The sequence below is a fragment of the Bacillus sp. SM2101 genome, from assembly GCF_018588585.1.
Taxonomy (GTDB): Bacteria; Bacillota; Bacilli; order Bacillales; family SM2101; genus Nanhaiella; species Nanhaiella sioensis.
Map to the genome: position 1 here is coordinate 197,228 of NZ_JAEUFG010000002.1, position 20,923 is coordinate 218,150.

The 20,923-nt window shown below is 32.7% G+C and carries 21 protein-coding genes and 1 pseudogene; 7 read left to right on the plus strand and 15 right to left on the minus strand.

Features of this window, described 5'->3' with window-relative positions; translation table 11 throughout:
- Nucleotides 1-46: 46 nt before the first annotated feature.
- The 3 genes from JM172_RS03065 to JM172_RS03075 are packed head-to-tail and all read right to left on the minus strand — an operon-like array spanning nt 47 to nt 1,791.
- Nucleotides 47-1,039: a phosphotransferase enzyme family protein gene (locus JM172_RS03065; RefSeq protein ID WP_214480603.1), complete on the minus strand. Its 993-nt coding sequence runs from the start codon at nt 1,037-1,039 to the stop codon at nt 47-49.
- Nucleotides 1,040-1,086: 47 nt separating this feature from the next.
- The gene (locus tag JM172_RS03070; protein WP_214480604.1) at nt 1,087-1,407 is read right to left on the minus strand and encodes a MazG nucleotide pyrophosphohydrolase domain-containing protein; all 321 of its coding nucleotides are present in this window, start codon (nt 1,405-1,407) and stop codon (nt 1,087-1,089) included.
- A gap of 51 nt (nt 1,408-1,458) precedes the next feature.
- On the minus strand, nt 1,459-1,791 hold the full coding sequence (locus JM172_RS03075; protein ID WP_250886485.1) for an ASCH domain-containing protein: 333 nt from the start codon (nt 1,789-1,791) through the stop codon (nt 1,459-1,461).
- Between the two features lie 250 nt (nt 1,792-2,041).
- Between JM172_RS03075 and JM172_RS03080 the strand changes: the two genes are divergently transcribed.
- Nucleotides 2,042-2,392, plus strand: coding sequence for a DUF952 domain-containing protein (locus JM172_RS03080; protein WP_214480606.1), 351 nt, complete (start codon nt 2,042-2,044; stop codon nt 2,390-2,392).
- Between the two features lie 175 nt (nt 2,393-2,567).
- Here JM172_RS03080 and JM172_RS03085 read toward each other — a convergent pair whose 3' ends face one another.
- On the minus strand, nt 2,568-2,924 hold the full coding sequence (locus JM172_RS03085; RefSeq protein ID WP_214480607.1) for a rhodanese-like domain-containing protein: 357 nt from the start codon (nt 2,922-2,924) through the stop codon (nt 2,568-2,570).
- A gap of 261 nt (nt 2,925-3,185) precedes the next feature.
- Here JM172_RS03085 and JM172_RS03090 point away from each other — a divergent pair, with 261 nt between their 5' ends.
- The 5 genes and pseudogenes from JM172_RS03090 (at nt 3,186) to JM172_RS03110 (ending at nt 8,989) form a co-directional block, all read left to right on the plus strand.
- Nucleotides 3,186-4,364 (plus strand): TsoY family (seleno)protein, encoded by a 1,179-nt coding sequence (locus tag JM172_RS03090; protein ID WP_214480608.1) that lies wholly within the window; start codon nt 3,186-3,188, stop codon nt 4,362-4,364.
- Nucleotides 4,365-4,502: 138 nt separating this feature from the next.
- Nucleotides 4,503-5,198, plus strand: a complete 696-nt coding sequence (locus JM172_RS03095) for a response regulator transcription factor (protein ID WP_214480609.1) — start codon at nt 4,503-4,505, stop codon at nt 5,196-5,198.
- Entirely contained in the window at nt 5,191-6,195 is a 1,005-nt protein-coding gene (locus tag JM172_RS03100) for a sensor histidine kinase (protein ID WP_214480610.1), read from the plus strand. Before JM172_RS03095 ends, JM172_RS03100 begins: the two co-directional genes overlap by 8 nt.
- A 100-nt stretch (nt 6,196-6,295) precedes the next feature.
- A complete protein-coding gene (locus JM172_RS03105; RefSeq protein ID WP_214480611.1) occupies nt 6,296-7,057 on the plus strand; it encodes an ABC transporter ATP-binding protein in 762 nt (253 codons plus the stop codon).
- A pseudogene (locus JM172_RS03110) lies at nt 7,047-8,989 on the plus strand (ABC transporter permease). The gene JM172_RS03105 and the pseudogene JM172_RS03110 overlap by 11 nt, the downstream one beginning before the upstream one ends.
- Before the next feature lie 160 nt (nt 8,990-9,149).
- On the opposite strand, the gene JM172_RS03115 reads toward JM172_RS03110, so the two are convergent.
- The 4 genes from JM172_RS03115 to JM172_RS03130 all read right to left on the minus strand — a co-directional run bounded on the left by JM172_RS03115 (nt 9,150) and on the right by JM172_RS03130 (nt 13,578).
- On the minus strand, nt 9,150-9,680 hold the full coding sequence (locus JM172_RS03115; RefSeq protein WP_214480612.1) for a GNAT family N-acetyltransferase: 531 nt from the start codon (nt 9,678-9,680) through the stop codon (nt 9,150-9,152).
- A 38-nt stretch (nt 9,681-9,718) separates the two neighbouring features.
- A complete protein-coding gene (locus JM172_RS03120) occupies nt 9,719-10,180 on the minus strand; it encodes a hypothetical protein (RefSeq protein WP_214480613.1) in 462 nt (153 codons plus the stop codon).
- Between the two features lie 466 nt (nt 10,181-10,646).
- Complete coding sequence (locus tag JM172_RS03125; protein ID WP_214480614.1) at nt 10,647-12,404, minus strand: hypothetical protein; 1,758 nt, start codon at nt 12,402-12,404, stop codon at nt 10,647-10,649.
- Nucleotides 12,405-12,867: 463 nt separating this feature from the next.
- Nucleotides 12,868-13,578 carry a DsbA family oxidoreductase gene (locus JM172_RS03130; RefSeq protein WP_214480615.1) on the minus strand — a complete coding sequence of 237 codons (711 nt, stop codon included), beginning with the start codon at nt 13,576-13,578 and terminating at the stop codon, nt 12,868-12,870.
- Nucleotides 13,579-13,715: 137 nt separating this feature from the next.
- On the opposite strand from JM172_RS03130, the gene JM172_RS03135 reads away from it, so the two are divergent.
- A complete protein-coding gene (locus tag JM172_RS03135) occupies nt 13,716-14,282 on the plus strand; it encodes a TetR/AcrR family transcriptional regulator (RefSeq protein WP_214480616.1) in 567 nt (188 codons plus the stop codon).
- Nucleotides 14,283-14,759: 477 nt separating this feature from the next.
- On the opposite strand, the gene JM172_RS03140 is transcribed toward JM172_RS03135, so the two are convergent.
- From JM172_RS03140 to JM172_RS03170, 7 genes are all read right to left on the minus strand, one after another.
- Nucleotides 14,760-15,263: an NUDIX hydrolase gene (locus JM172_RS03140; protein WP_214480617.1), complete on the minus strand. Its 504-nt coding sequence runs from the start codon at nt 15,261-15,263 to the stop codon at nt 14,760-14,762.
- Nucleotides 15,264-16,109: 846 nt separating this feature from the next.
- Nucleotides 16,110-16,742, minus strand: coding sequence for an HAD hydrolase-like protein (locus JM172_RS03145; protein ID WP_214480618.1), 633 nt, complete (start codon nt 16,740-16,742; stop codon nt 16,110-16,112).
- 422 nt (nt 16,743-17,164) lie between these two features.
- A complete protein-coding gene (locus JM172_RS03150; RefSeq protein WP_214480619.1) occupies nt 17,165-17,347 on the minus strand; it encodes a hypothetical protein in 183 nt (60 codons plus the stop codon).
- Nucleotides 17,348-17,596: 249 nt separating this feature from the next.
- Entirely contained in the window at nt 17,597-17,761 is a 165-nt protein-coding gene (locus tag JM172_RS03155; protein WP_214480620.1) for a hypothetical protein, read from the minus strand.
- Between the two features lie 391 nt (nt 17,762-18,152).
- Entirely contained in the window at nt 18,153-18,647 is a 495-nt protein-coding gene (locus tag JM172_RS03160; protein ID WP_214480621.1) for a DHHA1 domain-containing protein, read from the minus strand.
- Between the two features lie 272 nt (nt 18,648-18,919).
- Nucleotides 18,920-20,008 carry a hypothetical protein gene (locus JM172_RS03165; protein WP_214480622.1) on the minus strand — a complete coding sequence of 363 codons (1,089 nt, stop codon included), beginning with the start codon at nt 20,006-20,008 and terminating at the stop codon, nt 18,920-18,922.
- Nucleotides 20,009-20,571: 563 nt separating this feature from the next.
- Complete coding sequence (locus tag JM172_RS03170; protein WP_352222802.1) at nt 20,572-20,733, minus strand: CD3324 family protein; 162 nt, start codon at nt 20,731-20,733, stop codon at nt 20,572-20,574.
- Between the last annotated feature and the right edge of the window lie 190 nt (nt 20,734-20,923).

A 20,923-nucleotide genomic window follows, 5' to 3' on the forward strand; every position in this document is an offset into this window, starting at 1 on the left:
CACCCCTTACCCTTCGTTTATCAATTTTCTTGCAAGCCTATATTTTTTAGCCAATATGTAAGTTGAAATCTATGAATGGTATATCGTGTTCAATATTGTATTTCATTCTTTTAAAAACCTTGTTTACTTTCTCATTCGAATGATCGATGTTCATATATTTTGAAGTATATACATATGAATAAATTTGTCTGTAATCGAGAAAGTAAGGTATTTTTGCAAGCCAATATTTATCAAGCAAATTTTCATTCGTATACCCTGACATAAACGTTTCATAAAAACGCAAAGTAAAATCTCTTCTTCTTATTTGTTCATATGAAGGAATAGTTTGCACGGCGTGATATAACGAAATTGCGATATCATATGCAAACCAACTTTTCTCAATATCTCCAAAATCAAATAAGATAATCTCACCTTCATGTACATGAAAGTTATGATGATGGAAATCATTATGTATCATTCCATAGCTATTGATATCTTTATCTAACAATTGTAACTCAGCTATATATGTTTGCCACTTATCCAATACTTTTTTCTCAATTGGTGGGTATTCCGTAAAAATACTGTTATTGTTCCATTCTTTATTAATAACAAGGCTATTTCTAGAGGTAGGATATAATTTAGCAACATGATGCATCCTCCCCATAGCTTCTCCCCATTTCTTTACGGTCAATAAATCAGCTAAATGAAGATCAGCAAGAACTGAACCATGCGCCTTCTCGAAAGCCACGACGATATAATACTCACTTTCCCATTTCATTTCTTCAATGAACTTACCTTTTACAGACCGAACAGGTAATGATATGTTTAATCCATGTTCAAATAAATAATTCATCCATGCTAACTCTTGCTTTACTGAAGAAATATCATATTTAGTTCCTGATAGAATTTTTAATATAAAGTTGTTACCTTTAGCCTTACATTCATAAACATTTTGATCAAATCCTCCTAATAACTTCAATGAAGTAGGATTGACCCCGTATTTTGCTGAAACCTTTTCTAATAGTGAGTTTTGTATTGTTGGCCACCAACCTCTTAACATAGATTTCTTTCCGTTTGTTAACTTTCATTTTATAAAACTACCATACCTTAATTATTCGTATAGCGATTAGATAGTTTCTTTTTATGTTCATGAAAAATTTTTTCCAAAGAGATATCGTACTTGTTAGCGATAACAATTAAGTTTCCTAATACGTCACCCAATTCTTCAGTTAACTCTTGTTTATTTTCCTCAAATGTCCCACTTACTTCATCCGGTCTATCTCTTCCTATTTCAAGGGACCTGATCGCTCGTGCAACCTCACCCGTTTCCTCCGCTAGAAAACCAATTCGAATAAATATATCTAACTCTGACCACCCTCTTGTTTTATAATATTCCTTAACCCATTGTTGAAACTCAGTTACATCCATCATCTAGCTCCGCCTTTCATCAACCGTCCTGCCTCTTGGTTTTTTATGCTATTATTTAATTGTTTTGATCGAAATCGCTAAAACACCCCATCGTTCTTCTTGCTCAAGCGTGTATATTTCGTATGTTCCTTCAAGTAAATCTTTCATCGTCCAACCTTCACAGTCGATATCCTTTAAAGGAATATCCTCGTACATGTCTTTAAAAGTATAATAATTTTTTAGACCTGTTACATTTACCCTTAGTGTTTCTTCTGCTTCAGGAACAGTGATAAATTCAATAGTATCTCCAATTTTTACTTGTCTTCTTTTTTGATCATTTAAGCGTACTTCAACAGTTTTTTTGCCATCTTTAATCGCTTGTAGGTACGTTTTATATAACCCCATTCTGTGTAACATAAACTGCACCACCCCCATACACATAAACTATTTATATTATACGTCATTTGAAGAGTTCAGTTAAAAAAGAAAGAAGAATAAAATAAGCACCAAATATAAGCTGTTTTTAAAGATAGAAACTATTGTACAGGATGTTTATATGATCCTATATAATAGAAAAATAGTATAATATTATCTATACATTTATTTGCCAAAATGAACTTTTGGAACGTACTTAACTAAGAGGAGGGTTTGAAAAATGATATTACATATCATTGAAAAAGAAGCCTGGTTCAAGGCACAAAGAGAGGGAATCTATACTCCAACAAGCATAAAAACTGATGGCTTTATTCACTGCTCTACTAGTGAACAAGTTGTTGATGTTGCAAATTTTTTGTATAAGGGTCATACAGATCTAGTACTTTTATGTATAGACCCTAATAAAGTGGAAGCAAAGATTGTATATGAAGACTTGTATGAAGCGGGAAAATTATTCCCACATATTTATGGTTCATTAAACATGGCTGCTGTATTTAAAGTTATACGCTTTATACCAGATCGTAATGAAGGTTTTAGCTTACCTAAGGAATTAACAGATCTTAATAGTTAATGAGCTTTGCTGTTTTTTATCTTCTAATGTTGATCACAAGTTTCTAATAAGAAGGGGATCAGAGTTAGGTCTACCCTTCTTACTGATATATTACTTCATAAATGCGATTTAAATTTGATTAAACTACCTCTAACACTAATTTTTCTATATCTAATAACTAATTAAAACACTCTTGCTATAATGCACTCATACCACCCTTTACATTTGTCACTTGTTTAAAGCCGTTTTTCTTTAATAGTTTACTCGCTTGATTACTCCTCATTCCACTTTGGCAAATTACAACTACCTCTTTATCCTTTGAAAGCTCACTCATTTTTTTACTCAGTTGCTGCAAAGGTATATTTTTAAACCCTCGAATGTTGTTTGTTTTAAACTCACCAACTGTTCTAACATCGATAAATTGTTTGTTAGGTACGCTCATTTGATTTTTTAATTCTGTTACTGAAATTTGTCGTACACCTTTAGTCGGAACAAGTTTTTGAAAAAGAACTACAATAAATAAACCAATCATGATATAACCGATAAATTCCATCTATCTAACCTCCATTTTCTAAATTACCTACATGGGTATATTACGAAAATTATATAAGAAAGTCAACTAATAGAATTCTATTATCGTAGCCATCAAATTGTAACAATTTGTTTTTAACTTAAAGCTTCCTTATATGCATATCTTTATATGAAACATTTCCTGCAACAAAAAATTCTTCCCTCTTGAAAACTAGTTTTTAACTCGTTAGAATAGTGTTCAATTACCCATATGGGTATGTAAAATGTACGAAGGAGGATCTACATGCGTAAAAATTTAAAAGAACAATATAACCCAATGTATTTTTTATCATCACTCGGCAATGGAGGCTTAGCTGTAGCATTTTACATGTACCTCATGTTTATGGTCGAACACCCTGGCAAGCCGATGGCAAACTTTGAACATGTACTCAATGGCTTTAAATCAGGTAATTTTTTGCTAATATTAACGATTGCAATTGCTCTACTAGGCATTATTTACTTTGGATTTAAGCATTACAAACTACTATTTTGGAATATTGCAGAATATAGCAAGTTTAAGAAAACAAAAGCTTACAATAATTTAAGAGAATCTAACAATGAAGTTACATTAATGGCAATACCGTTAACACTCGCTATGAGCGTAAACGTTGTTTTTATTATTTTCGGTACTTTTATACCAAATCTCTGGAATTACGTTGAATATTTATTCCCTATCTCGTTAATTTCATTTATCGTGATAGGAGTATACAGCTTATACATTTTTAAGAATTACGTTACTCGACTCATGCTAAATGGAGATTTTGACTTTGTCATGAATAATAATCTCAGTCAAATGCTAATCACTTTTACCTTTAGCATGGTAGCCGTAGGTTTTGCTGCTCCTGCTGCGATGAGTCATACAAAAGTTGTTTCGACGATGGGTCTATTATTATCAATATTTTTCATTAGCATTGCCATAGTCTTCGTAACTATCCATTTAGTCCTAGGATTTAAGTCAATCTTCAAACAAGGGATTGACGTACAAGGCAGTCCTAGCTTATGGATGATGATTCCTATACTAACACTTATCGGCATTTCCATCGTGCGTAATTATATGGGCTTTAGTCATCATTTGTTACATGAGCCTAACCCAAGTGAGCTACCGCTATTAATAATTTTAACTATACTTGTATCGATTCAACTAATATTTGGTTTAATTGGTTTTTCAGTTCTTAAACGTACTAGCTATTTTAATGAATATATTCATGGATCAAAGAAAAGCCCTGGAAGTTTCGCACTTATTTGTCCTGGTGTTGCTTTTATGGTGCTAGGATTTTTCTTTATTCATTGGGGTTTTGTAAAAAACGGGCTAGTTACTCAATTTTCTACCGTTTATTTCTTGTTAATCATCCCTTATATTTATGTCCAAATGCAAACTGTACGTACAGTTTCAATACTTGAGAAAAAATTACTTCGTATATAAAAGTGATATGCCAGTAGAAGGATTTCAAAAATCAGGCTACTGGCTTTATTAACTTAACAAACACCTAACATTTTTTAGCATCTAAAAAGGTTTTGCTTTATAATTAATTGTGAAAAAGTTATAAAGAGTGGTGATTCGGTGTTTAAACTGTTATTGATTGAAGATGATAAGACTCTCTTTCAAGAGATGAAAGATAGGTTGACTCAATGGTCTTATGAAGTATATGGTATTGCAGATTTTAATCATGTCATTCATGAATTTACAACGATTAGACCACACCTAGTCATCATCGATACCCAATTACCTAAATTTGATGGGTTCCATTGGTGTAGAATGATTAGAGACTTTTCAAATGTTCCTATTATATTTCTATCATCGCGCGACCATCCTACTGATATTGTTATGTCGATGCAGCTTGGAGCAGATGACTATATACAAAAGCCTTTTCATTTCGATGTACTAATCGCCAAAATTCAAGCTACTCTTCGGCGTGTATATAATTATAACTCTGAACAAGGTAATCTCCAATCATGGTGCGGTGCCACAGTAGATTATGAGAAAAATATAGTAACAAACGATGTAGGAACAATAGAGCTAACAAAGAATGAAATATTTATATTAAAACAATTGATTAAGGACAAGAATAAAATCGTAAGTCGGGATAAACTAATGAATAGTTTATGGGACGATAAACGTTTTGTAAGTGATAATACATTAACTGTTAATGTAAATCGCTTACGACGACGGTTAGATGAACTAACATTAGGACAATTTATAGAAACAAAAGTTGGACAAGGATATATGGCTATCGAACAGGATAAAAACTATGATTAGAAGATTTTTGAAAGAAAGGCGAAGCTGGATATTGCTAGTTTTATCATTACAACTATTATTCATTTTTGTCGCTTATATTGATTCACTGATTCCGTTAAAACCAACCATTTATATCGTTTTTTTATCAGCCATCATTTTCAGTCTTTTTCTAATCATTCGTTATATTAAAGAAACAGCCTTTTATCATAGGTTGGAAGAACGTGAAAACAACCTTGACTTTGCAAATATACCTGAGCCTGAGAGTCCTTTTGAAAATATTGTTCAACAACAAATGCTTAACCAAATTGATTGGTTAAAACAAGTGAATTCTGAAAATTTAATTGCATTGGAGCAAGAAAAGGATGATTTGTTATCTTGGATTCATGAAGTAAAAACTCCTTTAACGGCAATGCATTTAATGATTGAACGCATTGAAGATAAAGAATTGAAAGCTAGCTTAACTTATGAATGGTTACGCATTCATCTGCTTCTCGATCAACAGCTGCACCAAAAACGAATATCGTCTATTGAAAACGATTTATTTATAGAACAAGTTGATGTCGAATCAATTGTGATCAAAGAGATTAAAACACTACAAACTTGGTGTATTCAACAGAGAATTGGCTTTGATATACATATCGACGAGACAGGAGTACTTTGTGATGCAAAATGGCTTGCATTTATTATAAGGCAACTGTTAACAAATGCAGTGAAGTATAGTAGTCAATCAGATATAAGTATTACAAGCTATCAACAAGATGGGCAAACCTTCCTTGAGGTGAGAGATTTTGGGAGAGGGATTGACCCAAAAGATTTACCTCGAATTTTCGATAAAGGGTTTACATCAACAACAAATCATGACGACCAAAATGCAACTGGCATGGGATTATATTTGGTCAAAAAAGCCGCAAAATCTTTAAAAATTACCATTTCAGTACAATCAATACTCGGAGAGGGTACTACTATTACTTTGACATTTCCAAAACGTAATGACTTCGTCAATATGATAGGCGTGTGACAAAAGTGTCACATGCCTTTATCATTTTGTTCGGACAATCGAAGGAAATGAAATCTCACTATTTTTATAATTAAACTATAAGAGAAAAGGAAGTGATGGTATGTATATTTTAGAAGCTAATAAAATTAACAAAAGCTTTGGTAATAAGTTTCATAGACAAGAAGTTTTAAAAGGAATTGATCTAAACATTGAAGAGGGCGAGTTTGTTAGTATTATGGGACCGTCTGGTTCAGGGAAAACAACATTACTTAATGTGCTATCTTCAATTGATAAGGTAAGTAACGGAACAATCACCATTGAGCAAAATGAACTTACAAAAATGAAGGATAAACAACTTGCTAATTTCAGAAAAAAGCATTTAGGTTTTATCTTTCAAGAATATAATTTGTTAGACACACTAACAGTCAAAGAAAATATACTATTACCGCTATCTATTACAAAAGTATCGAAGAAAGAAGCTAAACAAAAATTTCATGATGTAGCAACCGAACTAGGTATTCTAGACGTAAAAGATAAGTATCCTAATGAAATTTCGGGTGGACAAAAGCAGCGGACTTCAGCAGCTAGAGCATTTATCCATGAGCCTAGCATTATTTTTGCTGATGAACCCACAGGTGCGCTCGATTCAAAATCTGCATCAGATTTATTACACAAGTTAAGCGATTTAAACATAAAACGAAAAGCAACAATCGTAATGGTCACTCACGATCCAGTTGCAGCGGGGTATAGTAATAGAGTCATTTTCATCAAGGATGGGTTAGTATATACACAATTAAATAGAGGTGAACAAAATAGACAGCTCTTTTTTAAAGACATAATGAAAACACAGGGTGTTCTAGGTGGTGTACAATATGAGCATTAATCAGTTCATCATAAGAAACTTGAGAAAAAATCTAAAAAATTATTATCTATATGTATTCGCATTAATTTTTAGTGTGTCCCTTTATTTTTCATTTGTCACTTTACAATATGACCCTTCAATGGATCCAGTAAAAGGATCAATAAAAGGAGCTGCCGCTATTCGAACGGCATCTATTTTACTCGTAGCTATAGTAGCAATTTTTCTTTTATATGCTAATAAAATATTCATAAAACGTCGGGGTAAGGAAATAGGCTTATTTCAGCTCATAGGAATGACAAAAAGAAGGATTTTCAGCATTCTTTCTGTTGAGAACTTCATCCTATATTTTAGTTCATTAATGGTTGGAATATTTCTTGGGTTTTCAGTGTCAAAATTAATTGTGATGATTTTATTTAAGGCGACAAAGGTTGAAACAATCGCAACCCTACATTTCTCATCCGAAGCATTTACCCAAACCATTATAGTTTTTTCTATTATATATCTTTTTATTATGTTCATGAATTTTCTTTTCATCAATAGACAGAGCATTTTATCTTTATTTCAGGTGACTTCAAAGACAGAAGGCAAAATGAAAAAATTATCTATAGTTGAAATCATAATTGGAATACTAGGAATCATTTTAATCGTTATTGGCTATTATGTATCATCTGTACTATTTAATGGTTATTTTACCTCATTTAATGATTTATTTTTTGCGATGATAGGTATTTTAGCATCCGTTATTTTGGGAACATACCTTTTATACAAAGGTTCTGTTAGTGTAATTTCTCAAATCACCAGGAAAAGAAAGGAAGGTTATTTAAACATTAATGAGGTGTTATCACTTTCAACGATTATGTTCCGAATGAAATCTAATGCCTTGATATTAACAGTCATTACGACCGTATCTGCCCTTGCAATCGGCTTATTATCATTAAGTTATATTTCTTATTACTCAGCAGAAAAATCTGCTAGGAATAGTGTAGCGGCTGATTTTGCTTTCACCAATGTACAAGATGCGAAACAATTCGCACAGGCATTGAAGTCACAAAATATTAACTTTTTAGAAAGAAAAGTAGATGTGATTCAAGCACATGCCAATCTGGAGGATATATTAGATGTAAATATAGAAGAAATAAACACTGATCCAAGCTTAACGACTGTAGCAGTTATAGGTGATCATGCCTTGCAAGAAATTGACCTAGATCCAAATGAAATCCTTCTTGCAGGTTATGAGAATGCTAAACAAACAATGATGCCGATTAACAATAGTGGAGAAATTGAATTGATGGGGCAAAATATTGTCTTAAAAAAAAATATATAGGGATTAATCGTAATGACTTCTACATCTCAAGTTACTTTTCCTTTGGAGGATTAGCAGTTGCAATTGTAGATACCATAACATTCAATAAATTAACGACTGATTTAAATCCAGACATACAAAAAGAATCCTCTGTCTATATCGGACTTGATATTGTAGATAAAAAAAATCTTTCAGTTGCTAACGAAATTTTCCAAACACTAGAAAGCGAATTTTCTCATACTTCACGCGTTGACGTGAGTAACAATTTGAAAAAAAACTTTGGTCTGTTCATGTTCATTGTCGGATTTTTAGGCTTAACCTTCTTAATTACATCAGGATGCATCCTGTATTTTAAGCAATTGGATGAAAGTGAAGAGGAAAAGGGAAGCTTTACAATTTTACGTAAACTCGGCTTCACACAAGAGGACTTATTAAAAGGAATTCAAGTAAAGCAAATGTATAATTTTGGAATACCACTGCTTTTTGGGCTACTTCATAGCTATTTTGCAGTTCAATCAGGATGGTTTTGGTTTGGAACAGAGCTTTGGACACCAATGATTATCGTTATGATATTATATACTGCCCTGTATTCGATCTTTGGCGTGTTATCTGTTCTTTATTACAAAAAAGTCATAAAAGAAGCATTATAGTTGTTGAAAGGTCAGATTCAATTTGGTAGAAAAAATAGAGAGCCTGTTATCATGATAGAATTAAACAGGCTCTTATTCTGGTACTTTTATCCTTAGCTTAATAATAAGAATGGTTATACCTTAAGCTCAGAAAAAGTTAATAGAGGTTATGATAGTTATATCACACCACTATTTCATATTTACAATGCTCACCATAAATATTCGCAATGCCTTTTAATTCATATTTTCTTTGATAATAAGTATTTAATCCTTTATTACTTCGAAGACAATCAAAACGGATGTATTGTTTTCCTTGACCTTTTACTAATTGTACTGCCCATTCGATTAATTTTTCACCTATTTGTTTACCAGCATATTCTCTGTCAACGACTATTCGATGCAAATAAACAATATCATTGTTGTTTCGCGCTTGTCCCCAAATATCAGTATCCCATTCAGTTGGTTGATCCTCCAATGAAATCGTAGCAATTGCTTTATTTTCTTTCATTAAAATATAAGTATTCCCTTTTAAAATAGAATCTAATATCTCTTGTGTATTTTCCTCTAAATGAGTAAGATAATAATCCCATTGCGTTGTACCTTTTGTTTGTAACCATGTAGCTGCTTGAATTAATAGTTGTAAAACGACTTGAAAATCTTTTTCTTTTGCACTCTTTAAATGAAATGTTCCGCCATCCGCATAAAGCTCCATTTAATCCCCCTCTTTTCATACGGCTCTTGTCGATCTCGTTAAGCTTCACCAACAGCTAAAATGACATCTCCATATGTTTCACCATCTAAACGTACTTCATATCGCCATAGTCCACTTAAAGGCAGCATAAAGCTCACTGTAAAGCGGTTTAAACTGTCGTAACCAGAGGTAGGTTCTGTAATCGTTTGTGGGGGTATGGCATTAATACGTTTCCCCGTTTCCTTATGGTAGGCTTCTATTTCAATTGTTTTCCCATTAAAGGTTTCAAATGGTGCTGTGAAGCTAATCATATAACCATAAGACCTACCAGCAACAAGCGTAGGATCAGGATAAACAGTAAATAACGTCTCACCATTGTCACTATATTCTTGTCGGACAGTCCAATCAGTCTGGATCCTTTCGTTATCACTATCTACCTTTGCAGTTTCAGCTTTGCAACCAGTGAAAACAAGCGATACTAATAATAAGAAACTTAAACTAAAATAAATCATTCTATTCATCACACCACTCCAGTCAATTAAGGAAATTATTACTAAATATGACGCAAATGACCGGAAATTTGTTTCATGTTTTTAAAGGTTATTTTCAATACTTAGTTGCAGTTGTATTCTTACTAAATAAGCTCAACTTATGAGTTTTTATATAGAGCTGTTTTCACATTAATTGGTCCTTTATGCATAAGAACTAAACACGTTCGGCATCTTTCCACCAATAAAGACTATTAAAGTCATTAATACATCAGTTGCTAACATTTAAGTGAAAAAAGCAATAAAATTTAAGAAAAGAGCTTATATAATAAGCATTTGTTCTAAGGTATAAGCACGTATACATCTACCGTTCGTGGTATCTTTTCTACTTTTACAATTATTGAGCCCCTTTAAAAAGATCACTCTGTCCATTTCTAAGTAAAAATAACATCAAAGTTTACGAACAGAGCCATCCCTTTTTACGAAAACAATAGCATAATCACTGTATATTAACCTCAACTAGTGAAATTGGATTTACTTCGCCTACATCTAAAAGAACTTCATCTTTGTATAACAGTTGAACCCGTTGTAAAAACCATTCTACAGTTGATGGATGATCGATATCTTCGCTATGCATATACATAATTGGGGCAAAGTTTTTTGCATAATACATAGCTCGATTATAATCAGCCACGACGACATCGTTTGCTACAGAACTACCTGTTCTATCTTTAAACCATCCACTTCCTATTCCAAAGCTAGGACTCTTCGTACCAATTAAATCATCCTCATACGTATTTCCCCATAAGCCATCATAGGCTACCCATCTGTACAAATCATTCGTTCTGTAATCACTACCGATCAATGAGAAATTTTCTTGAATATCCCATATTGGACCTCTATTTGTCACATCATTTGGCAGTGGAAATCTAGAATATGTGGCTACCCTTGGATAACTTGCATGAGAAATCTTTGAAGAAAAACCTACAGGTCTATAATCATCTAATAACGTTGCTATTCGAGCATTTATGTGATAACTACTATGAGACTCACTCACTACAATAACGTCATTCTTAGAGGAGAAATGCACAGAGGGTTTGCTCCCAAAGTCTAGAGGCGTTCCAACTACTTTAGTTCCATTCCATTTTGACCACTGTATATTTTCACCATTTAATTGGCCGATATTATAGTATAGCCTGTCACCACCTTCATGAATTTCAAATATTTTACCATCTTGTGTGACAGTAACATCAGGAAGATACCCTGTATCATAAAACGTTCCATTAGAAGTCCAATCAACCTGTTCTCCATTTAAAGAGCCAACATTATAGTATAGATTTCCCGATGATTCATGCATTTCAACAATTGTATTATTTGATACTGTAACAGAAGGGTGACGGCCCGTATCGTATTTATGACCTTTTGTCATCCAGGTTATTTTGTTGCCGTTCAATTTCCCTACACTATAGTACAAATTCCCACCTGTGACCTCATTCTCATGAATTTCGATAATTGTTCCATCCGTAGTAACACTTACAGAAGGATTTTGTCCAGTATCATAATATGTTCCATTCGTTGTCCAATTGATTTTATCCCCTTCAATTGTTCCAATATTATAATATAATTTCCCACCAGTAACTTCATTCTCATGTACTTCAATAATTTTACCGTCATTGGTAACAGTAAGTGCTGGATTTTGCCCAGTATCGTATTTAGTTCCTAAACGAAGCCACTCAACCTTTTGATCAACAATTTTCCCCAAATTATAATAAAGACTTCCACCGGTAACTTCATTTTCATGCACTTCAATAACCATTCCATCAACAGTAACTGCTACTGATGGCTTTTGCCCTGTATCATAATTACTACGTTCATAGCTTTTCATATTTTCACTATATATAAAGCTGTCATCGTACCATTGCCCTTCATTTGAATGGGCTGCATAGTACACTGTTTCAATTTCCTCAGTCTCTTTATCAGCTATCACTCTTACTTTTTCCCAATCTCCTTCATGAGCACCTTGTCCAACTGCTCCATCCATTACGCCATTATATGGATAAAAAAATGAATATTGAACACCAACCTTTGTATCGTTTTCATAAACTTGCGCATAAGCCTTTGCACCTTCAAGGTCTCCTCTTTTTGTCAACTCATCGACAATATTTAAGCGTAAGTCCTCATTCTTCGCATAGGCTACTGTAACGTTAAAACATATTAAACTACTAAATATTAGTATAATGGTGACTAATTTCCTCATACTATTCTCCTCTTTTCCAATCTCTTTTTTTGATAAAATTGTACAGGAATCGAGATTAGAAAACAAAGTAATCTTCAGAATTTATTGTAAATTAAGATAATAGAACTATGATTTTAGATATCACACTCTCTTATTCTTTAACTTATGCTGTAAAAACGGCACTTCTGACCTATTTCAAAATCATGGGGGACATATACCTTCTTTGATACTACTCTCTAGGATGAGATGAGGTTTTAAAGTAGAAATTAGTTTATGTACCAAATGCTATGCTACGAATGTTAGCACTTCATTGTTCAATAAAATGAGAATAAGAAAAATATACGAAAAGAGCTTATAAAATAGAAAAAGGAACTTTCTTATAATGAACTGCATCCTTCATGTCAGTCGTTAATCATCGGATGTGTTCACGTCGAAAGTTCCTTATGTTTCTATATACAATGTTCAACTAGATATCTTTAGCTGTTCACTCACAGCCATTATCATCACAATAGGTACCTTTTGCATTTTCTGTATTAAGCGAAGTTAGTTTGCTTGATTGTTTTTCTTCTTCTAGCACTTTCTCTAGTGCACCAACAAATACTTCTGTCGGTTGCGCACCAGATATGGCATACTTATCATTAATGACGAAAAATGGCACACCTTGAACCCCAATGCTCCTTGCTTCGGATTCATCACTGCGAACCTCATCTTTATATTGCTCACTTTCTAATACTGATTTCGCTTGTTCCCGGTCAAGCCCAACATCTTCAGCAATATCAAGTAATGTGCTATGATCTCCAATATGCTTAGAATCGGTAAAATAAGCTTTTAATAATTTTTCAGTTAGTTCCTCTTCCTTACCAACAACCGAAGCATATTTTGCTAAACGATGAGCTTCAAACGTGTTTGTGGGTAGCATGTTTTCAAAACGAAAGTCCAAGCCAACTTCTTCAGCTCTTTTACGAATCCCCTCATTATTTTGCTTCGCCTGTTCAATGGACACACCGTATTTGTTAGCAATAATTTCATGAATTGATAAGTTCGTATCTCGCGGTGAATTTGGATCAAGTTCAAAACTTTTATAAGATACATCAGCTATATTTTTTAGGGATGTTCGTTCTAATGCATCCTCTAAATGTCTTTTTCCTATATAACAAAATGGACATACAAAATCTGAATATACTTCGATTTTCATCGTTTGCACCTCAATAATAGTATTTATGATGTTAGCATAACATAGTATGAGCAAATATTATTACGATATGCTCATGAGGTATTCATAAATAGGGCTTGTCATTTGACTACTTATCTACTTGATAGTAGATTATTTATATGGATAATAAAACTACATTACAAAAAATTTTAGATGTCGGTCAGCATCTTATTCAGAAAAACGGTTATAACGGCTTTAGCTATGCTGATATTGCTGAGCAGGTCGGTATAAAAAAGGCAAGTATTCATTACTATTTTCCATCAAAAAAAGAATTGGTCCAAGCTGTTCTACAGCAATATCACAAGGATTTTCTTAATGATCTTTTCCAAATAGATCAAAAGTTTAATGACCCTGTAAAAAAACTTAAGGCTTTTTTCCAACTGTATCGTAATACTCTAGACAATAACTCAAAAATTTGTTTATGTACGATGATGGCAGCAGAAATTTCTTCCTTCCCAGAGGAAATACGTGGTAATATTAATCAATTTTTTGTTGATAATGCAAAATGGCTTGAAAATGTGTTAGCTGAAAAAAAAGCAACTGAAAATCCTATACAAGCTGAGGATTTACGAGATCAAGCACGCCTATTCTTAGCGGTTGCACAAGGTGCTCCCCTGTTAGTAAGGACTTCTGGAAATTTTGCACAATATGATTCTATGGTGGACCATTTATTAACAAATCTTTAAAAAGCGTTACAATAAAACCAGCGTTGATTATCCACATCAACACTGGTTTTATTTCACCTGCATAGTTATCTTTAGTATAATTTAAAACATACGAGACCCTTAGCCCAATTGCTAATAAAAAGGCTAAAACTTCATAGGTTCACTCTTCTTCAGCACTATTAGTAGTCGTAAGTTTCTTTTCAATAGTTTTTCACCAATATCAAATCAAACTACTCCTGTAACCAATAATAATATGATTTTCGTCAACATTCCTTAAACGCACTTCTTTTTAACCTTAATTAACTGAGTAATTGATTCTCAAGTATAGACTGTACAAAATTAGTTTGTTTTTCTGCATATTTATCTTTATTTTTATTTACTAAGCGTTTTTTAGCTATTCATACTCACTTCTCATTTTTTCGTTACTTCTTAAATAATCTCTAAAAAACAACTGTTCATGCAAAGATAACAATCACAACTAAGTATTAAAAAAATCCTCTACATAACACTTTTTTTACTATTTAATGCCTCATTTAATACTTGTAAAGAAAGTTCATGGTCATTCATTACATATGGTATTTCCTCTGGTTCTACCCAAATACGTGAGGAAGTTTCATTCTCTCTTTGGAAAGGAAAACACTCTTCTATTTCCATTCGATAAAATATTTGATAGCCAACAAGAGGATACTTCCCACCATGCTTAAAGAGTGGATTATGTTCGTGACTTACTTCAATTGCTCCAATATACTCTACCTTACCTTTGACATAACCTTCCTCAAATGCTTCTCTATGAAACGCTTCCTCAGGTGATTCTCCATCCTCAACATGTCCACCTGGTATATTAAATCCTCTACCTTTTACATCCACTAACAGAATTTTACCTTGACTAAAACAATAACCATGTGCGCTTGTAATTTGTTTAACGTCTTGTATATGTACCATTGGTAACCATGAAAGTTTTACGTGATGTCCATCCCAATTTACAAAAATATGGTTGCTCATATATTATCCTTTCAATAGCAACATATTGAGTTTCCTTATTAATATGCTATTTTCACATTTTTTGTTATTTTTCGTACTAAGAATTCTACAACTTGATTTTGTAGCATATTATCTTCTAAAATAATCACAAAATCTCTTTAAGCTTCTTGTTATTTGTAATAATAGCAGCAAAGTTTACAAAAAGCCCCTTTTAATAAGCTTAGCATGAATTTATTCTATATAATGTAATTATTTCCAAATTACTTAAGCTATTTCTCATCGGTGCTTATGAGATTCACAGAAATGAAGAACCATATAAAACATTTAATGCTGATAATATTCAGTTTAATTTATGTGGCTTTAGTAGAGGAAGGTTTACAAGCAAGTAGCTACAACATAATACAAAAAGAGGACAATTGATAACTACGGGGATGTGGAGTTTAGCAATCTTCTTGCCATCACAACTAAACAAGAAGATTAATTACCACTTTTGTAAAATAACTAGAAAAGCTAACAAATTTAGATTTCACCGCAAAGTATCGGTGCTTCATAAGTGTTGTCTTTGTAATTAAAGTTATTTAATTATTTACTTTGTTACTATTATCTATTACACGAAGTAAAATAACTGAGCCTCTCATCCCTCGGTTGAATGAGGAAAAAAGACAGGCTCTCGATGAATGTGTGGAATTTCTCCCCCGGTTATCGAAGCTATTTTTCTCTCAGCTCAATAGACCCTTTCCGTGAACTATGTTACTAATAAATTTAATAAAGCAACTCACTAGAAAAGGTTACGTAGTAATTGAGAAGAAAACCCCCCCTGAATTTTAGTTGAACCCGGGTTTAAGTCTATCTATGAAGAACAACAAACTACGCTTCCTTATCAAGGATAGTTAATAGTTCAGTAGGTTTATTTATAATATAGTCAGGTCTTTCCACTTCCAAGCTTTGTCTTGCGTCGTACCCCCAAGTAACAGCAACAGATGTAACACCTATTTCCTTACAAGGAGGGATATCACGAATTTCATCACATATGTATAAAACTTCACTGTTCTTTAACTCGAGTCGCTTCAAGAGTTTTTTTATTGTTATGTTTTTTTGAAATAATGACCTTGTGCAAATTACGTTATCAAATACATCAATATTGTTTGCTTTTAAAAATGTTCTTATGTTTTCTTCATTATTGGAGGAGATAATGTCTAGTTTATATTTCCGTTCTTTTAGGTTCATTAGAAGATGTTTTATACCTTCTACCACTATTAGTTCATTTATTCTTGTATTGTAGTTTGATTTCATATCATAAACTATTAAAGGCAATTTATACCATGATACCCCTAACATTTTACACCTTTCTTTTATTGATAAGGTGCTCATGTACTCAACCTCATCTTTGCTCATTTTTCGATACCCATATTTTGTTGAAAGTTCATTGAAAAGTGATACTGCTAAATCTCTTGATTTGACAAGTGTTCCATCAAAATCGAATATAACATGTTTAATCAAGGTAACCATCCTTTCTGAAGTTGTTATTGCTGAATCTCAACTAGATAATCTATTACAAGTAATATGATAAGTAGGCTCTTCTGATAAACTTTGTTACCAGGTTTAAAGAATTAACTACCGTGGCAGAACCTTAACAGTTATAAATTTTAAGAAACCTGCAAAATAAAAAATAGCAAAAAGAGATCATTTAAAAGTAGCATATTTACCGCAACTAATCCGATGATGCTAACTCCATACAATAATCACGCAATTAGTTTGTTATTTTTCGTAACTACTAAACACAATTATAAAGAGTATTATAATTTCGCTCAGCTTTCTACTAGAGCTCCATCCAATAAAAAATAGCTTATCCATATTCAATATTAACAATATTGGAGAATTAATCAATTCATTAAAAAACAATAATCAAAATTACCAATTACTCAAATAGAAGTGAAAAAAATAACATAGTTTTTGAAAAGAGCCTTTATGGTATCCCCATATCTCATGCCCCCATTTGTTTCAAAACCTGAATATCTTGAACGCCCACTTGCAGCAATTAAAATAATAACTAAAAGAATGAATAGTACTAGAACAATTCCTGCTGCTGAACTATGTCCGCTCATGTAAATCCCTCCTTTCTATATTTGATGTAATATATATTATGAAAGGAAAATCTAAACTGCTCGGGTTAATACTCTAATACAAGCGCACATTTTTCATAGGTTAAAACCCCACTACATAAATAGTGAGGTTTTCCGTACGTGGAAAAGATGAAAGAAGGTGATCACCTTCAAAAGATGAACCATATTTCGAACGTCCACTTGCAGCAACTAAAATAATAACTAAAAGGATGAATAGTACTAGAACTAGTACTATATCAATACACAACCAGTTGGATGCCTGGTATCCCCATATCTCGGGCCCCCATTCATTTCAAAACCTGCATATCTTGAACGCCCACTTGCAGCAATTAAAATAATAACTAAAAGAATGAATAGTACTAGAACAATTCCTGCTGCTGAACTATGTCCGCTCATGTAAATCCCTCCTTTCTATATTTGATGTAATATATATTATGAAAGGAAAATCTAAACTGCTCGGGTTAATACTCTAATACAAGCGCACATTTTTCATAGGTTAAAACCCCACTACATAAATAGTGAGGTTTTCCGTACGTGGAAAAGATGAAAGAAGGTGATCACCTTCAAAAGATGAACCATATTTCGAACGTCCACTTGCAGCAACTAAAATAATAACTAAAAGGATGAATAGTACTAGAACTAGTACTATATCAATGTACTTGTATCGGAACATCAACCCAAGCAGTTTAGATTTATGAACCTAGCATATGTTACGTTACATATAGAAAAAACAAAAACTTCTCCTTTTTACGGAAGAAGCTTAATTTATAAGTTGTTTATAATTCCTTCATTTGTATTCACCAAACATTTGCGAAACAGCTTCCGTTTCAATATCTTCAAACGTGTTATGAAACTTCCAATATAAATCGAAGATTGTATTTTCGTAGTTTTGATAGAATCCGAATAACGAATACTTAGAGCCGTGAAAATCGTCAATACTTTCGTAATTAAATTCAACCCCTGCGGCGTTTTTATGTCCGCCACCGCCAAGACGTTTTGCAATTTCACCCACGTCAATGTTCGGTTTGCTACGCATTGAAATCTTGCGATTATTGGCGTCAATCATGATAATTGCGTCCAAGTTCAACCGATTCAATAGTTCATGACCTGCTTCGGATTGATAACGGTCAGCAAATACAACGCCAACTTGCTTATCACCTGTTAATTCGTAGATAACGATTCCTTTTTCGAGTTTGTAAATATACCGTTCAATTGCTTCTTCTTCCAATTCAAGTAGAAGTTCGTCGGATTCCGTGAAATTGATAGGATTCGTAAGTCTCAAGCAACGATCTTCAAAACGGTCGATTCCTAAAATGTAATAAAGACGATTTAATCGTTTTGAATCAGGGTGTGCATGTACCCAACGGTCATAGTCGTCAACAAGAAGAGCAAATTCACGGAATCTATCGGGAATGCCCTCGATATAATTGAAGACTAATAATGTATTAAAAACAGGTAAGTATATATTACATGATGTAATACATACTTACCTTGATTTATTTGACCTTATAATGAATAAAAGTCTATCATTTTTTTGTTCAAATTAAATCTTTTCTACTTTACATGTACAGGGTTATTAGTTTCCTCGGTCTCATTGTTTTGCTCTAGATTGTTGAGAAGTGTAAATTCTAGTAAATGACCTTTAGAGAAAGTGTCTACCAACATATGTCCATAGTCTATGTTAGAGCTTGCTCCTGTTAATATTAATGAGGATACCCAAGGAAACTCTTCAATTAACAAATCATCTTTGAATGGATACAACATCAGAGCTTTCTCATGAATATATCCTGATTTTAGATCTTTCGTAATGTTAAATGTTGTCCAATATTTCTCCAATAGTTTTTCAGAAGTACTGTAATTATTATCAACATATGTTACATTAACATAATCCTTGCCAATGCTATAATTTAAATCATCATAAATAGGGTTCGCGTCAATAGCTCCCCTTAACTGTAACGTTTTATAGTCCGTACGGTCCATCAGTTTCATTACAATTAAAATAGCTTGTTCTCTAGAAATGCTATCAGAGTTATCCTCTTCTCCAATGACCCCATTAAAAGGAAATAAAGATTCATTAGCTTCCTTAAATACATGTTTTCCTGAAACAAAACTTAAGGATGAGTCCACAAGCTGATTAACATAACCTTCTAAACCTTCAGCTTCAGAGTACTTCATCGCTCCTGTTAAATCTTCCTTAATATTTTCCATGCTAAATGTATTCATTAACATGTCAACAACCTGGTCTCTTGTAACTAGATTATTAGGAGAAAATGCTGTTTCTGTTATACCGTTTACACTTCCAATGATATAGGCAAGCTTAACGTGATCTAAATCTGTATCAGAAAATGGAGTATCTATTGTTACTTTATCTAGAACCATCTCTTTCGTCCAAAATAGAGTATAGTCTGTATTTTGTAACTCTATAAATATAGCATTTACTAGAAGCTCTGCAAACTCTTCCCTTGTTATAGAATTAGCATATTGTGACTGCAATCTTTCTGGAACAATGCCTAAATCAATGCCTTTTTGAATCGTGTTTTTTATCCCACCAATAGGAGTATCCCATTCCTCTATACTGGCAGATATAGCTGTTGAAGGCAGGATTAAAACTAACACGAGCATAAATGATAAGAACTTTTTCATAACAAACCCCTCCCTACTTAAAGTACCGTTTTTTACAAAATTATCTTTAAGTATAATTATTTTCCATTTTAATTATACTTAAAGATAAGTAAAATGAAAGATAACTTAAAAAAGATTAAATCTTAGAATAATTCAATAGATTCAGAAAGAAACTGAATCATTCTGATCTTTAATTTTGATATAACACTTAATCAGACTAACAACTAATAATATCATTATCATAAAGAAAGGCTCTTTTCGTGCTTAGTTGCGAAAGCAGCGTCTTCATAGACTAAACTTTGTTTCAATAGCTCCTAAACTAGAAGATGAAGATGATGTTTTACTCAACAGTGTTTTATGGAAAAGAAGATACCCCAAACATGAACGATATTTATGTTTAGCTCTTAAGTTAAGCAAAAAATAATGCGAAAACAGCCATTACATAAAAAACACTGGATGGATTAATCCATTCAGTGTTCTATCTTCTTTGAATAAACTATTTATTTTATGCTATACACAGAAAGACTATATTTTTCTGCGAGGTCGTCAATAGTTTTCCCAGTTTTAAATTCTTCACAGATTTTTTAATTTCTACAGTTTAAATATTCCCTATTCCCTGAATTTTCGCCCCATTTTTTACGAACTCCTTCAGTGTTAGGTATATAAACTACTTGTCCTTGAACATATTTTTGTATTTCTAGTATTAGTTGGTCAGGTAAGACATGATTAGCGTTAATATATTTCATTATAACCCACTCCTTGAATTTGTTTTCTTAAATTTAAGGAGTTACAATTATATGAATCTTAATCTTATGTATTGGTTATAAAAGTATATTAAATATTTTTTCTCCTTTATCGCTATACCTCACTTGGTCAACCTATTATTGAGACTTCTTGAATTAATATTATAAACGTCATCTGGTATACCTCCTATTC

What these genes read in the sequence shown, in the direction of transcription:
- JM172_RS03065 (WP_214480603.1), bottom strand. Translation starts at nt 1,039, where the DNA reads ATGTTAAGAGGTTGGTGGCCAACAATACAAAACTCACTATTAGAAAAG.
- JM172_RS03070 (WP_214480604.1), bottom strand. Translation starts at nt 1,407, where the DNA reads ATGGATGTAACTGAGTTTCAACAATGGGTTAAGGAATATTATAAAACA.
- JM172_RS03075 (WP_250886485.1), bottom strand. Translation starts at nt 1,791, where the DNA reads ATGGGGTTATATAAAACGTACCTACAAGCGATTAAAGATGGCAAAAAA.
- JM172_RS03080 (WP_214480606.1), top strand. Translation starts at nt 2,042, where the DNA reads ATGATATTACATATCATTGAAAAAGAAGCCTGGTTCAAGGCACAAAGA.
- JM172_RS03085 (WP_214480607.1), bottom strand. Translation starts at nt 2,924, where the DNA reads ATGGAATTTATCGGTTATATCATGATTGGTTTATTTATTGTAGTTCTT.
- JM172_RS03090 (WP_214480608.1), top strand. Translation starts at nt 3,186, where the DNA reads ATGCGTAAAAATTTAAAAGAACAATATAACCCAATGTATTTTTTATCA.
- JM172_RS03100 (WP_214480610.1), top strand. Translation starts at nt 5,191, where the DNA reads ATGATTAGAAGATTTTTGAAAGAAAGGCGAAGCTGGATATTGCTAGTT.
- JM172_RS03105 (WP_214480611.1), top strand. Translation starts at nt 6,296, where the DNA reads ATGTATATTTTAGAAGCTAATAAAATTAACAAAAGCTTTGGTAATAAG.
- JM172_RS03115 (WP_214480612.1), bottom strand. Translation starts at nt 9,680, where the DNA reads ATGGAGCTTTATGCGGATGGCGGAACATTTCATTTAAAGAGTGCAAAA.
- JM172_RS03120 (WP_214480613.1), bottom strand. Translation starts at nt 10,180, where the DNA reads ATGAATAGAATGATTTATTTTAGTTTAAGTTTCTTATTATTAGTATCG.
- JM172_RS03125 (WP_214480614.1), bottom strand. Translation starts at nt 12,404, where the DNA reads ATGAGGAAATTAGTCACCATTATACTAATATTTAGTAGTTTAATATGT.
- JM172_RS03130 (WP_214480615.1), bottom strand. Translation starts at nt 13,578, where the DNA reads ATGAAAATCGAAGTATATTCAGATTTTGTATGTCCATTTTGTTATATA.
- JM172_RS03135 (WP_214480616.1), top strand. Translation starts at nt 13,716, where the DNA reads ATGGATAATAAAACTACATTACAAAAAATTTTAGATGTCGGTCAGCAT.
- JM172_RS03140 (WP_214480617.1), bottom strand. Translation starts at nt 15,263, where the DNA reads ATGAGCAACCATATTTTTGTAAATTGGGATGGACATCACGTAAAACTT.
- JM172_RS03150 (WP_214480619.1), bottom strand. Translation starts at nt 17,347, where the DNA reads ATGAGCGGACATAGTTCAGCAGCAGGAATTGTTCTAGTACTATTCATT.
- JM172_RS03155 (WP_214480620.1), bottom strand. Translation starts at nt 17,761, where the DNA reads ATGAGCGGACATAGTTCAGCAGCAGGAATTGTTCTAGTACTATTCATT.
- JM172_RS03165 (WP_214480622.1), bottom strand. Translation starts at nt 20,008, where the DNA reads ATGAAAAAGTTCTTATCATTTATGCTCGTGTTAGTTTTAATCCTGCCT.
- JM172_RS03170 (WP_352222802.1), bottom strand. Translation starts at nt 20,733, where the DNA reads ATGAAATATATTAACGCTAATCATGTCTTACCTGACCAACTAATACTA.